The organism is Shewanella sp. MF08487, from assembly GCF_050848685.1.
GTDB classification, from domain to species: Bacteria; Pseudomonadota; Gammaproteobacteria; order Enterobacterales; family Shewanellaceae; genus Shewanella; species Shewanella glacialipiscicola.
In genome coordinates this window covers 176914-190510 of the sequence record NZ_JBOZPB010000005.1, presented here as the reverse complement: position 1 = coordinate 190510, position 13597 = coordinate 176914, and the positions used below count along the sequence as shown (strand labels likewise).

Sequence of the window (13597 nt, the reverse complement as noted above, 5' to 3'; positions counted from 1 at the left end):
AAGTCCGTTATGTTCATCCCCCAAAAGATACGCTTGAACTGATGCTCGCAGCGTTAACTGTTGGAGCCGTCATTGGCTTTTTAGCCGTTACTGTATTGCTTGGCGGGATGATTCGATCGGCGCTTATTTGCCATGCCCAGAACGATATGATTGCTTTGCATTGAGCTATGTAAATGAAGCTCACATCTAGCCGTTTCGCTTTGGGCGCAAAAGTCAGCCGATCCACATTCGATATTGTTAGGATTTGCGATGAAAAAAACGATTCTCGCCCGTACTTTAGTTTGTCTGTTTAGATCGGGCTTGTTTAGCTGCGGATTAGTATTGGCCGCCGGATTGGTAGCCTTTGCCCTCGCGGCAGAAAATGATTCTCTTGAAGTCAACGTCCTTGAAGTCATGGTCCTTGAAACCAAAGCCTCTGAGGCTAATGCCCCTGAAATAAATGCCTCTGAAGTTGAGGCATTTAAGGCGCAATCACTGGGTTTACCCGCCAAAGAAACCGACACGGCACATGTCAACTTTGGCCAATGGTTGCCTGAGTTACTCACACAGTTCAATCAGTTACCTGAAGTTCAGGCGCAACTTGTAAGGCAGCAACAGGCCAAACTGGCCATTCAGGCGGCAGATCGCGCTGTGTATAACCCAGAACTTGGGCTTAATTATCAAAATGCCGATACAGATGCCTACAGCTTAGGGCTGAGCCAAACCCTCGATTGGGGCGACAAACGCGGCGTGGCGACAAAGCGTGCCGAGCTTGAAGCGCAAATCCTGTTAGCAGATATAGGGTTAGAGCGTAGCCAAATGTTGGCCGAACGCTTACTGGCGTTGGCAGAACAGGCGCAAAGCCGTAAGGCGCTGACCTTTGCTGAGCAGCAATTAAGGTTCACCAAGGCGCAGCTCAATATTGCTGAGCAGCGATTGGCGGCGGGGGATTTATCCAACGTCGAGCTGCAATTGATACAACTCGAAGTCGCCTCTAATACTGCCGACTACGCCTTAGCCGAGCAGGTGGCCTTAGTGGCCGATGGCAAAGTAATTGAATTACTTGGGGATAATAATTTTGCTTTTAGTGAGTTTATCAAAGAGATCCATTTCTTTGTGACTCAGGCTAAGCAAGCGCCAGCGGCCGAGTTGGGCACCTCTACATCAGCCTTGCCAGCCCTGGCGAGTGCTTATCAGCAAGTGCTGCTCGCCAGAGTTAATGTTATGCAAGTCAAAGCGGAAGCTTCAGCTGACCCAACTATTAGCCTAGGCGCTGAAAAGGAGGGCACGGACAATAAGCTCGGTGTCGGCGTGTCGATTCCTCTACAAGTTCGCAATAACTACAGTGAGTTGCAAGCCGTAGCCGATAAGGGCATCGCTATCGCGGAGCAAGGCTATCTTGCCCGTGAGCGAGTGCTTACCGCTAAGCAGAAACAATTCCTCTATGCGTTACCGCGTTTACTCGAACGTTACCAAGACTGGCGTGAGTTAGTGCAAGTGTCAGGTGCTAAAGCCGCTAAATCCTTAAGCCAACAATGGCAGGCGGGGGATGTGAGTACTAGCGAGTACTTACAGAGCCGTCGTCAGTTAGCCGCCAGTTATTTGGTGGGCTTAAACCTAGAAACGGCTATCTATCAAAGTTGGTTAACTTGGATGGGCGAAAGCGGCCAGCTTATGCCTTTTATCGAAAAGCTCATTATCGAAAAGCTAAATGCAGTCCCTTCGATAACATCTAATGCCGCCGCACGCACAGTAAACCCATGAGGTCACAATAATGAATTCAAATACTCACCACGAAAATGTCCTTCAACTGGATGCTGTAATGACGCCTAAAAAGCGTCGGTTTAACCTATCAAAAATTGCGCTCGCATTATTCGTGCTGAGCACGCTGGCATTTCTCGCTCAGCCTGTATTGGCTGGCGGTGATCACGCTCCCGTCGCTAAGGCAAGCGGCGATTCGGTAACGCAAACGGCGCCGACGGATGAACACGGCGAACAGGCGTTGAAATTGACCGAAGCGCAGCAAGCCTTGGCGGGGATTAGCTTTTTACCTTTGTCGAGCGATAGCTTGAACCTCGCCAATTTGAATCTCGATATTAGGGCGACGGCGACCTTAGTGGTGGATCGCGATCGAACAGCGACCCTTGCGCCGCAGCTCGATGTGCGTGTGTTGGCGCGCCATGTGGTGCCGGGACAAGAAGTGAAAAAAGGTGAGCCTTTACTTACCTTGGGTGGCGCAGCCGTTGCGCAGGCACAGGCGGACTACATTAATGCCGCTGCCGAATGGAGCCGAGTCAAACGCATGAGTGAAGGTGCGGTTAGCGTCAGTCGGCGGATGCAGGCGCAGGTGGATGCCGAACTTAAACGGGCGATTTTAGAGGCAATTAAGATGACGCCCGCGCAAATTCGTGCACTGGAATCGACGCCCGAAGCCATAGGCAGTTATCAACTCTTAGCACCAATTGACGGCAGAGTGCAGCAGGATATCGCCATGCTAGGTCAAGTTTTTAGCGCGGGCACACCCTTAATGCAACTGACCGATGAATCCTATTTATGGGTTGAGGCGCAGTTAACCCCAACTCAAACTACGTATATCCAGGTTGGCAGTTCAGCTTTAGTGCAAGTAGGGGATAAGACGTTGGCAGGTAAGATCATCGGTCGCTCCCATGAACTCGACAGCGTAACGCGCACCGAGCAAGTGCTGGTGAGTATGCCCAATCCTGATCATGTGTTGCATGCGGGGCAATTTGCTGAACTCTACTTTGCTGGCTCTACTACCGATCCAAACGGCAGTGGCATAGTGCTGCCCGATACGGCGTTGACCCGTGGCGGCGATGGCGATTGGCAGATTTTTATTCAAGATGAGGATGGCTTCGAGTCCATTGAGGTAGAAGTGGTGCAGCGTCAACGTGGTCTGAGTCTAGTGCGTGGACCTGAGCTTGAAAAAGCCCAACAGGCACAGCTCAAGGTTGTGGTGGCTGGCGCGTTCTTCTTGGCATCCGAGCAGGCGAAAGCGGGCTTTGATATTCACGCCCACTAATATGAGCGCCCTTATTTTGGAGATTTTCTATGTTGCAAAAGTTAATCGAAGCCGCGATTAAAAATCGGCTGTTAGTGGTATTGGCTCTGCTCGCCGTGATTGTGGGCTGTGTGGCCATGTTACCTAAGTTGAATCTCGATGCCTTTCCTGATGTGACTAACGTGCAAGTGACCATCAATACAGCGGCCGAAGGCTTAGCTGCAGAAGAGGTGGAAAAACTTATCAGTTATCCGGTGGAATCGGCCATGTACGCCTTGCCAGCCGTGACTGAGGTGCGCTCGTTATCGCGCACTGGCTTGTCGATTGTGACTGTGGTATTTGCCGAGGGGACGGATATTTACTTCGCCCGTCAGCAAGTGTTTGAACAGTTGCAGGCGGCGCGGGAGATGATCCCAAGCGGCGTCGGAGTGCCTGAAATCGGCCCGAATACCTCGGGATTAGGGCAGATTTATCAGTATATTCTGCGCGCAGAACCTAACTCTGGCATTAATGCCGCCGAGCTGCGTAGCTTAAATGATTATCTGGTGAAGTTGATATTGATGCCCGTGGGCGGCGTGACTGAAGTCTTGTCTTTTGGTGGCGATGTGCGCCAATACCAAGTGCAGGTCGACCCGAATAAACTGCGTGCCTATGGCTTGTCTATGGCGCAGGTGACCGAAGCGCTAGAGAGCAATAACCGCAACGCTGGCGGTTGGTTTATGGACCAAGGCCAAGAGCAACTTGTGGTGCGCGGTTATGGTATGTTGCCCGCAGGAGACGCTGGATTGGCGGCGATCGCGCAGATCCCTCTGACCGAAGCCAGCGGTACGCCAGTGCGTATTGGCGATATCGCTCAGGTGGATTTTGGCAGCGAGATCCGTGTCGGGGCTGTGACTATGACGCGCCGCGATGAATCTGGCCAAGTGCAAAATCTCGGTGAAGTGGTGGCTGGTGTTGTGCTCAAACGCATGGGGGCAAACACTAAGGCGACGATTGACGATATTGGTGCGCGGGTGAGCCTTATCGAGCAGGCCTTGCCCGATGGCGTGTCCTTTGAGGTGTTTTACGACCAAGCGGATCTGGTCGATAAGGCTGTGACCACAGTGCGCGATGCGCTGCTAATGGCCTTTGTGTTTATCGTGGTGATCTTGGCGTTGTTCCTCGTCAATATCCGCGCGACCTTGCTGGTGCTGCTGTCGATTCCTGTGTCTATCGGGCTCGCACTTATGGTGATGTCCTATTATGGCTTGTCGGCAAACCTGATGTCGCTCGGCGGTTTAGCTGTGGCGATTGGTATGTTAGTCGATGGCTCTGTGGTGATGGTGGAGAATATTTTCAAACACTTAACCCAACCGGATCGCCGCCATTTACCCGAGGCGAGGGCGCGTGCCGATGGTGAGGACGATCCCTATCACAGCGAGGAGGATGGCGCTAAAGCCAGTGGTGATGTCAGCGAATCGAATATGGTTATTCGGATAATGCTCGCGGCAAAAGAGGTGTGTAGTCCAATCTTCTTCGCCACCGCCATTATTATCGTCGTATTTGCACCGTTATTTGCCCTCGAAGGCGTTGAAGGCAAGCTGTTCCAGCCGATGGCGGTCAGTATCATTTTGGCTATGATGTCGGCGCTGCTGGTGGCGCTGATTGCCGTGCCAGCCCTTGCCGTGTATCTGTTTAAGCGCGGTGTACTGCTTAAACAAAGTGTGATTTTAGCGCCGCTGGATGCCGCTTATCGCAAGTTACTGACGGCAACGCTTGCTAGGCCAAAGGTGGTGATGCTCAGCGCCTTGGTGATGTTCGGCTTGAGTCTATTATTGCTACCAAGGCTGGGTACCGAATTTGTGCCTGAACTGGAGGAAGGCACGATTAACTTGAGGGTGACGCTGGCACCAACGGCGAGTTTAGGCACTTCGCTCCAAGTCGCACCTAAGCTTGAGGCTATTTTGCTAGCATTTCCCGAGGTGGAATATGCCCTGAGCCGCATTGGTGCGCCTGAACTGGGCGGCGATCCCGAGCCAGTGAGTAATATTGAAGTCTATATTGGCTTGAAACCGATAGCAGAGTGGCAGTCGGCAAGCTCGCGCTTGGAACTGCAACGCTTGATGGAGGAAAAGCTCAGCGTATTCCCTGGACTCTTGTTGACCTTTTCGCAGCCGATTGCGACTCGGGTAGATGAATTACTTTCGGGGGTAAAAGCCCAGCTAGCGATTAAAATCTTCGGCCCTGATTTAGCGGTATTATCACAGAAAGGCCAAGCGCTTACCGATCTCGTCGCGAAAATCCCCGGCGCCGTGGATGTGTCGCTTGAGCAAGTGAGCGGCGAGGCGCAATTAGTCGTGCGCCCCAAACGCGAGCTATTGGCGCGTTACGGCATCAGTGTCGATCAAGTGATGAGCCTCGTCAGCCAAGGTATTGGCGGCGCGAGTGCAGGACAAGTGATCGATGGCAATGCCAGATACGACATCAATGTGCGACTCGCGGCCGAGTTTCGCCAAAGCCCGGATGCGATTAAAGACTTGTTACTCAGCGGTACAAATGGCGCCACAGTGCGCTTAGGGGAAGTCGCCAGCGTCGAAGTGGAAATGGCGCCGCCGAATATTCGCCGTGACGATGTGCAGCGCCGTGTTGTGGTGCAGGCCAACGTGGCGGGACGCGATATGGGCTCGGTTGTAAAAGATATTTATGCCCTAGTGCCAAAGGCGGATTTGCCAGCGGGATATACAGTGATCATTGGCGGCCAGTATGAAAATCAGCAGCGAGCGCAGCAAAGGTTGATGCTAGTGGTACCGATTTCTATCGCTTTGATTGCCTTGTTGTTGTACTTCTCCTTTGGTTCATTCAAGCAAGTGTTGCTCATCATGGCGAACGTGCCCTTAGCTTTGATTGGCGGCATAGTGGCCCTGTATGTCAGTGGTACTTATTTATCTGTGCCTAGCTCTATTGGCTTTATCACTCTATTTGGGGTAGCGGTGCTCAACGGTGTGGTGCTGGTGGATTCGATTAATCAGCGCAGGCAAAGCGGCGAAGCACTCTATGATTGTGTTTATGAGGGCACGGTTGGGCGTTTGCGCCCGGTATTGATGACGGCACTGACCTCGGCCTTAGGTTTGATCCCGATTTTATTGTCATCGGGTGTTGGCAGTGAGATCCAAAAGCCCTTGGCAGTGGTGATTATCGGTGGCTTGTTTAGCTCGACGGCGCTGACCTTACTCGTCTTGCCGACCTTGTATCGCTGGTTATATCGCGGCGATAAGCGCATTGATGAGCTCGGTTAATCACAAGTAAGCCGTCATCGTGGGCAATAACTTGTTATGTTTCGGGTTATTGCCTTCGTTGTAGACAGGGTTATCACATTGACTAAAACTCTAAAAATCAGTGAGCTAAAGAGTGATAGATGGGCTAGTCTTAGAGTCGACATTAAGGACATTCATTTCTGGAGAACATTATGATTGCGGTAATTTTTGAAGTCATCCCGACAAAGGAAGGAAAGGAAGAGTATCTGCACGTGGCGGCTGAAATGCGCCAATATTTAGAAGGTCGTACGGGGCTGATCTCGATCGAACGTTTTCAGAGCTTAACCGACGATGGCAAAGTACTGAGCCTGTCGTTCTGGGAGGACCAAGCCTCTATTACCCAATGGCGCAATCAGATGGCCCACAGCATTGCCGAGCAAACGGGTATAGTGCCCTGTTTGTTTAACTCTTATCGCATTCGGGTGGCAGAAGTAGTGCAAGATTACAGTGAAACTGTGCATGTTGAAGCTGAGTAATCACTTATCTCGCTGATGTAAAAACAAAACCCATCTCTAGAGATGGGTTTTTTATGCGTGACACTTAAGTTTGAGATTATTTTTCTTGTTGAGCTTTCAATAGATCGCGGATTTCAGACAGCAACTCTTCTTCTTTGGTCGGTGCTGGTGGCGCTTTAGGCGCATCTTCTTCCTTGCGTTTTAGGGTGTTAATGGCTTTTAAACCCATAAAAATGGCGAAGGCGATAATCGTAAAGTCGATAATAGTTTGAATGAATTTGCCATAGGCAATGACCACAGAAGGCGCATCGCCTTGAGCTGCCTGTAGCACTATGCTCAAATCACTAAAATTCACACCACCTAGGATGATGCCAATTGGTGGCATGATGACATCGGCCACGAAGGACGAGACGATTTTGCCGAATGCGGCACCTATGATGATACCAACGGCCATGTCGATCACATTGCCACGGGACGCAAAAGCCTTGAACTCTTTAATTAAGCTCATTAGGTTTCCTCCAAAATTGAGATTAAATGTTAAATTTTATTGTGCAAACTGTATCAGGAAAACCTAAGGTCTTTTGCAGCCTGTTACCTTGCCAAGCTTATAGGGGCTTATGGATTAAGGCAATTCTGACATAGAGGATTTATCCTCAAGGCAATGATTTTCACTTTACAAAGTAACAATTGTTACTTTTTTGGGCATTCGATTTATTCATCTAGATCGGCATGGCCGATAAAATCAGGGACTTCTAAGACTTGCGATCCCCAACGTTTAAATAGGGAGCTATAGATGAATTCGATAAAGACGCGGTATTTTCGCGGTAGATACGCCCGCTGTGGATAGCTAAGCACTACCTTAGTTTGCACCATTGGATAGTCATCTAGTAGCGGGATTAAATCGCCTTTTTCTAATGCGACTTGGGCTATGATGGACGGCACCGCAGTGATCCCAAGCCCCGCAATGGCGGCCTCGCGAGCGAGGGTGACATTGTTTACCGTCAGTTGAGTCTTGGGCTCGGCGACAATCCAAGTTTTACCATCGAATAATTTCCAAGCACCTTCAATATGCGCCGACTGCAAGCGAATCGCTTTATGTTTGGCTAAGTCCTGTGGCACCTTGGGTGTTCCATGGGCAGCTAAATAAGCTGGGCTTGCCATGAGTGATTTATGGGCGTTGACTAAGGCATAGCTTTGCAGACGAGTGTCGCCAGAATCGGCAATTTGAAATAACAGATCTATGCCTTCTTCTATCACATCAACCTTTCGATTGGTGAGTTCAGCCTCTATGGTGATTTCGGGATAAAGCGTTAAAAACTGCGCGAAAATCGGCCCTAAAAACAATTGGCCTAATTCAATTGGGCAGACAATTTTTAGATTGCCTTTAATCAATTGTTGTTGGGCGCTGAGCTGATTTTCGGCGCTCTGCAGATCGCTGAGGATCTTATTGATCCTGTTGTAATAACTTGATCCTGCTTCGGTGAGTTTTAGGGCTCTTGTGGTGCGAAACAGCAGTTGTGTGCCGGTATCGGCTTCGAGCTCGGCTATCTTGCGACTGACGGTTGCCTTAGTGAGCCCAAGGGCTTTAGCTGCGCCAGTAAAGCTACCTTGCTCGACCACTTGAGCGAAAATTTGCACGCGATTGAGATCCATCATTGTTACACCTGTGAAACAGTGGGTTGATTTTTTGCTGACTAATAAACTTAGTGAGACAGTAGTACACTAGATATCACTAATCAAGGAGTCATTCATGTCCAAAAGTAAACTCATTATCGCCGTTCCACTGTTACTCGCTGCAGTTGCGGGAGGCGGTTATTACTGGTGGACACAGGTACGTTTTATCGAAACCACGGATAACGCTTATGTTGAGGCCGATATTTCCCATATCAGCGTTAAAGTGCCTGGCTACGTTGTGTTAAGCGATGTAACCGATAACCAGCATGTGCAAAAGGGTGAGTTATTAGCTCAGCTGGAAGATAACCAGTTTAGTGCCAAAGTGAGTCAAGCTGAAGCCTCATTGGCAAGTTCGAAGGCGGACTTGCAAACTTTAGCCGCAAAGGTGGAGTTGCAACGGGCGTTAATCACTCAAGCCAGCGCAGGCGTGGTGGCGGCAAAGGCCGATAAAATACGTGCACAGCAACAATTGAGCCGCTCGAAAAAGCTTAAAGTCAGTAATTACAGTTCCCAAGATGATGTCGACCAACTACAAGCGGGATTCGATTCTGCCGCCGCCCGTCTCGATGAAGCCAAAGCCGTGTTAGTGGCAAAGCAACGGGAGTTAGCAGTTTTTAATGCCCAATTAGATCAGGCGGGCTCAGTAGTAGAGCAGGCCGATGCGACTTTAGAACTGGCGAAAATTCAATTAAATGATACCCGTGTGACCGCACCTTTTTCTGGGGTGATTGGTAAACGTGGTGCTATGGTGGGGCAGTACGTGCAACCCGGCCAAGCACTCTACAGTTTGGTTCCGGATGGGGCAGTGTGGATCACGGCGAACTTTAAAGAGACCCAGATCCAACATATGCAACCAGGACAGTCAGTGCAGGTCAGTCTCGATGCGTTTCCCGACAAAACCTTTATAGGTGTTATCGATAGTCTGTCACCGGCGTCCGGAGCCAAATTCAGTCTACTGCCGGCGGAAAATGCCACAGGTAACTTCACTAAAATCGTCCAACGTATTCCCGTGCGTATTCGCTTAGATTTATCTGAGGAAGAAGCACACATGCTACCGGGCTTAAGTGCGGTCGTGAAAGTGGATACGGCATCTGAGCCATCAACATCGGCAATCGCTGCAAATACAGGTCGTTAGTATGAGCGCAACTGGCTCTATCACTGCGTCTGCCGATATGGAGGCGCAGGGCATCAGTGTACCTAAAAAGCCTACCGATTATGAGCGTGGCAGTCGCCGTTCATGGATTGCGGTATTTGGTGGTTTGATTGGCGCCTTTATGGCGATTCTCGATATTCAAATCACTAATGCATCGATGAAGGAGATTCAAGGCAGCCTTGGGGCTACGCTCGAAGAAGGCAGCTGGATTTCAACCGCGTATCTGGTGGCTGAGATGATCGCGATCCCGCTCTCTGGCTGGCTCAGTACAGGATTGTCGGTCAGGCGTTATCTGTTATGGACCACGGCTGCTTTTATCTTTGCTTCCGTACTTTGTTCTATGGCGTGGAACTTAGAGGCAATGATCGCCTTTCGGGCGCTACAGGGCTTCTTTGGCGGTGCGCTTATTCCGCTGGCCTTTAGGCTTATCCTTGAGTTTTTACCCGATAACAAGCGTGCCGTCGGCATGGCGTTATTTGGCGTGACGGCGACCTTTGCGCCTTCAATCGGCCCGACCTTAGGCGGTTGGCTGACCGAGCAATTTAGCTGGCATTATTTGTTTTATATCAATGTGCCACCGGGCTTGTTGGTGATGGCGATGTTGGCCTACGGTTTAGAGAAGCAGTCGGTCGTTTGGGATAAGCTGAAGAATGTCGATCTGGCGGGCATAGTCACTATGGCGCTGGGGATGGGTTGCCTTGAAGTGGTGCTCGAAGAAGGTAACCGCAAGGACTGGTTTGGCTCGGAGCTCATTCGTAATCTGGCCATTATTGCCGTAGTCAATCTGGTGTTGTTTGTTTGGATCCAGTTAAGGCGTAAAGAACCGTTAGTGAATTTGCGCCTGCTCGGTAAGCGTGATTTTGTGCTCTCCACCGTGGCGTATTTTTTACTGGGGATGGCACTATTCGGCGCTATCTATTTGATCCCGCTTTATCTATCGCAAGTCCATGATTACACACCGTTAGAGATTGGTGGGGTGATTATGTGGATGGGATTTCCGCAGCTATTGGTCTTGCCTTTAGTGCCGAAATTGATGGAGCGCTTCGATAGTCGTTATCTCGCCGCCTTTGGTTTTTTAATGTTCGCCATTAGCTATTACATGAATAGTCAGATGACCGCAGATTATGCCGGACCGCAGATGATCGCTTCGCAAGTCGTGCGGGCCTTAGGTCAGCCGTTTATTTTGGTGCCTATTGGTATGCTTGCGACCATGCATTTAAAACCCCATGAAAATGCCTCGGCGTCGACGGTATTAAACGTGATGCGTAACTTAGGTGGCGCCTTTGGTATCGCGCTGGTCGCGACCTTGACTGACACTTTGTCGCGCGGGCATTTGGCTCATATTAAGGAATCTTTACCCGCAGTGAGCACACAAGCACAGGATTATTTAACCCAAAGCGCAAGCATGTTGCAGGCGGGAGGTTCTGATCCCTATACCGCGGCCGCGCAGGCGAAAGCCTTACTGGGCAAAACCATGAGTCAGCAAGCTTATATTCAGGCCTATAACGATGTGTTTTACATCATGGGCGCTCTGCTACTCATCGCCGTCTTCGCCGTGCTGCTGATCCGTAAACCGACAGGGCCTGTGGCCCACGATGCCATGGTCGAGTAATAACGTTTTTCGTTATCCTGTTGTCGCCATAGATTTCCCCAGATCTATTGGTTTGATACCTAAGCGACCCGAAGATACGAGTTTCAGGTTGTTTGGGTATACCAGCTTTGCGCCTTAGTCCTCGCGGATTAAGGTGCTTTTTTATGGTCTTTATGCTGTGGTAGACTCAAAGCTCTTTTTCGATGATTTACAGAGGGATAATCGCTTGCAGTGGCAAAATCTTACATTTAATCAGTTAAATGCCAATACGCTATACGACATATTAAAGCTCAGAGTCGATGTGTTTGTGGTGGAGCAGGCCTGCGCTTATCCTGAGCTTGATGACAAAGATAGGCATCCACAAACCCAACATTTAATTGGCTTATCGCTAGCGGGTGAACTCCTTAGTTACGCGCGCATTTTACCGCCGGGGTTGAGTTATCCAGAGGCGAGTATCGGCCGCGTGGTGGTATCGCCGGCGGGACGGGGCAAAGGGCTAGCCATGCCTTTAATGCAACACGCCATCGAATCGGCATTGACGACTTGGCCCGATGCAGGGATCCAAATTGGCGCCCAAGATTACCTTAAAGCCTTCTATCAAAAGCTCGGCTTTGTCGCCTGCTCTGAGATGTATTTAGAAGATGGTATTCCCCATTTAGATATGCGCTATCAATCAGTATAAGCGGCTATCAATATGAGTTATCTACATCAATTATCTAAATCAATTATCAACATAAGCGATCAACAAAAGCTAGGCATATAAGCATTCAACATTAAGCCAATAAGGAACCGAGATGTCGACTTCAACGGATTATAAAATTAATCAACAGCAAATTGCCTGTGTGGCGAGTTTTTTGGCTAAAGAGGGCAAAACCGAAGCGCTGATCGCGGCGCTCGCGAGCCTTATTCCTGATACGCGCCGCGAAGCGGGTTGCATTCGTTACGAGCTTAATGTGAGCCGTGATGAACCACGTCGGGTGACGTTTGTAGAGAAGTTTGTCGATATTGCTGCATTCGATGAGCACTGTGCTAAAGACGCCATTCAACATTATTTCCACCAAGTGATGCCCGAATTGGTTGAGTCGTTTCATGTGGAAACCTATCACCAAATCATCGTTTAATCGTGAGATAAATTATTAGGAGCTTGCAGTGTTGATTAACTATATTGAGCCAGTATTTAGACCTCCATCAGAATGGAAGTCATTGATACTGCAAGTAACTAATGGTTGCAGTTGGAACCAGTGCAGCTTTTGCGACATGTATACCCAGCCGCAAAAAGCCTTTCGGGCACAAAAGCTCGACAAGGTTGAGCAGGATATTTTGGCCGTTGCGCAGTCTGGCGCCCCCGTTTCTCGGGTATTTTTGGCCGATGGCGATGCCATGAGTTTGCCCTTTGCGCGTCTCGAAGCGATTTGTGAGCTGATCAACCGCCACTTGCCACAGGTTACGCGCATCAGCAGTTACTGTTTGCCGCGCAATCTGAATAATAAAACCCCAGAGCAACTCGCACGTCTGCGCGAACTCGGGCTGTCTTTACTCTATGTGGGTTGCGAAAGTGGCGATGACGAAGTGCTCGCCAAAATCCAAAAGGGTGAAACCTTCGAATCATCCTTAGCGGCACTGCTTAAAATCCGTGCGGCGGGGATGAAGTCATCTGTAATGATCCTCAATGGTTTAGGCGGCGTTGAGTTATCTCATCAACATGCGGTTAATTCAGCCAAGTTAATGAATGCTGCTCAGCCGGATTATCTCTCTACCTTAGTGGTCACTTTACCCTTAGGCACAGAGCGAATGGACGCGGTATTTGGCGGTCAATTTCAGTTGCCGGATCAACAGGGTCTGTTCCAAGAAATGCATACCCTATTGAATCATTTGGAATTAGAACAGACGATTTTTAGATCAGATCACGCCTCTAATTACCTAGTGCTCAAGGGCGTACTAGGTAAGGACAAGGCAAAATTGTTGGCACAGGTTGCTCTCGCCATCAATGCGCCGCGCAGCATTCCCTTAAGACAAGAATGGCAGCGTGGGCTTTAATGGGAGGCAGTTTAACCCTAGCGCTGTCAGCTAAATCAAACGTTAATCTAGGTAGAAAGAGGTATGTCAATTATATGGGTAGCCTTCACATAACTCATTAAAAAAGATATGAATTGTCTACAGGTGGTGCATATTGATCGCTGCTACCTTGCAAAATAACCATCGCAGGATAACTAACTCAGTAAATAAGTGTGTAGCGAAATAGGGCTATGAACGTTATTGTTTATATTAGTGGTTATTTATATCTCGCATAAATACCCCTCCAAAGTCGATGTTTGATATCTATTACAGCGAATCAAAGCGGAGAGTCAGTTTTATCAAAAAACTGAGACTTCTCATCGTAGCTAGTGTTATTTTTCAATTAAAACAGTTAGTTCAACTGGTTCGCGGTGAGCA

Annotated in this window: 11 protein-coding genes; 9 read left to right on the top strand and 2 right to left on the bottom strand. The window is 49.4% G+C overall.

The genetic code is table 11. The annotated features are described in order from the left end of the window. Positions 1 to 249 precede the first annotated feature (249 nt). The 4 genes from ACRN9H_RS05730 to ACRN9H_RS05715 all read left to right on the top strand — a co-directional run bounded on the left by ACRN9H_RS05730 (position 250) and on the right by ACRN9H_RS05715 (position 6767). Positions 250 to 1743, top strand: coding sequence for a TolC family protein (locus tag ACRN9H_RS05730; protein ID WP_432312829.1), 1494 nt, complete (start codon positions 250 to 252; stop codon positions 1741 to 1743). A 10-nt stretch (positions 1744 to 1753) separates the two neighbouring features. Next, positions 1754 to 3019, top strand: coding sequence for an efflux RND transporter periplasmic adaptor subunit (locus ACRN9H_RS05725; protein WP_432312828.1), 1266 nt, complete (start codon positions 1754 to 1756; stop codon positions 3017 to 3019). Between the two features lie 29 nt (positions 3020 to 3048). Beyond that, positions 3049 to 6273, top strand: coding sequence for an efflux RND transporter permease subunit (locus ACRN9H_RS05720; RefSeq protein WP_263206484.1), 3225 nt, complete (start codon positions 3049 to 3051; stop codon positions 6271 to 6273). A 170-nt stretch (positions 6274 to 6443) separates the two neighbouring features. Next, a complete protein-coding gene (locus tag ACRN9H_RS05715) occupies positions 6444 to 6767 on the top strand; it encodes an antibiotic biosynthesis monooxygenase family protein (RefSeq protein WP_113939195.1) in 324 nt (107 codons plus the stop codon). 76 nt (positions 6768 to 6843) lie between these two features. On the opposite strand, the gene mscL is transcribed toward ACRN9H_RS05715, so the two are convergent. Further along, positions 6844 to 7254 carry a large-conductance mechanosensitive channel protein MscL gene (gene mscL, locus ACRN9H_RS05710; protein WP_105250328.1) on the bottom strand — a complete coding sequence of 137 codons (411 nt, stop codon included), beginning with the start codon at positions 7252 to 7254 and terminating at the stop codon, positions 6844 to 6846. Between the two features lie 203 nt (positions 7255 to 7457). Continuing rightward, on the bottom strand, positions 7458 to 8402 hold the full coding sequence (locus tag ACRN9H_RS05705) for a LysR family transcriptional regulator (protein ID WP_168827308.1): 945 nt from the start codon (positions 8400 to 8402) through the stop codon (positions 7458 to 7460). Positions 8403 to 8496: 94 nt separating this feature from the next. Here ACRN9H_RS05705 and ACRN9H_RS05700 point away from each other — a divergent pair, with 94 nt between their 5' ends. From ACRN9H_RS05700 to ACRN9H_RS05680, 5 genes are all read left to right on the top strand, one after another. Then, entirely contained in the window at positions 8497 to 9555 is a 1059-nt protein-coding gene (locus tag ACRN9H_RS05700; protein WP_432312827.1) for an HlyD family secretion protein, read from the top strand. Between the two features lies 1 nt (position 9556). Next, positions 9557 to 11185 carry a DHA2 family efflux MFS transporter permease subunit gene (locus ACRN9H_RS05695; RefSeq protein WP_105250326.1) on the top strand — a complete coding sequence of 543 codons (1629 nt, stop codon included), beginning with the start codon at positions 9557 to 9559 and terminating at the stop codon, positions 11183 to 11185. Between the two features lie 205 nt (positions 11186 to 11390). Further along, positions 11391 to 11846: a GNAT family N-acetyltransferase gene (locus tag ACRN9H_RS05690; protein WP_432312826.1), complete on the top strand. Its 456-nt coding sequence runs from the start codon at positions 11391 to 11393 to the stop codon at positions 11844 to 11846. Between the two features lie 112 nt (positions 11847 to 11958). Then, positions 11959 to 12285 carry a putative quinol monooxygenase gene (locus ACRN9H_RS05685; protein ID WP_006084260.1) on the top strand — a complete coding sequence of 109 codons (327 nt, stop codon included), beginning with the start codon at positions 11959 to 11961 and terminating at the stop codon, positions 12283 to 12285. A gap of 28 nt (positions 12286 to 12313) precedes the next feature. Continuing rightward, on the top strand, positions 12314 to 13201 hold the full coding sequence (locus ACRN9H_RS05680; protein WP_432312825.1) for a radical SAM protein: 888 nt from the start codon (positions 12314 to 12316) through the stop codon (positions 13199 to 13201). Positions 13202 to 13597 lie beyond the last annotated feature (396 nt).

Excerpts from the sequence above, each read along its gene's own strand:
- ACRN9H_RS05685 (WP_006084260.1), top strand. The coding sequence starts at position 11,959 with ATGTCGACTTCAACGGATTATAAAATTAATCAACAGCAAATTGCCTGT.
- ACRN9H_RS05705 (WP_168827308.1), bottom strand. The coding sequence starts at position 8,402 with ATGATGGATCTCAATCGCGTGCAAATTTTCGCTCAAGTGGTCGAGCAA.
- ACRN9H_RS05720 (WP_263206484.1), top strand. The coding sequence starts at position 3,049 with ATGTTGCAAAAGTTAATCGAAGCCGCGATTAAAAATCGGCTGTTAGTG.
- mscL (WP_105250328.1), bottom strand. The coding sequence starts at position 7,254 with ATGAGCTTAATTAAAGAGTTCAAGGCTTTTGCGTCCCGTGGCAATGTG.
- ACRN9H_RS05730 (WP_432312829.1), top strand. The coding sequence starts at position 250 with ATGAAAAAAACGATTCTCGCCCGTACTTTAGTTTGTCTGTTTAGATCG.
- ACRN9H_RS05695 (WP_105250326.1), top strand. The coding sequence starts at position 9,557 with ATGAGCGCAACTGGCTCTATCACTGCGTCTGCCGATATGGAGGCGCAG.
- ACRN9H_RS05715 (WP_113939195.1), top strand. The coding sequence starts at position 6,444 with ATGATTGCGGTAATTTTTGAAGTCATCCCGACAAAGGAAGGAAAGGAA.
- ACRN9H_RS05725 (WP_432312828.1), top strand. The coding sequence starts at position 1,754 with ATGAATTCAAATACTCACCACGAAAATGTCCTTCAACTGGATGCTGTA.
- ACRN9H_RS05700 (WP_432312827.1), top strand. The coding sequence starts at position 8,497 with ATGTCCAAAAGTAAACTCATTATCGCCGTTCCACTGTTACTCGCTGCA.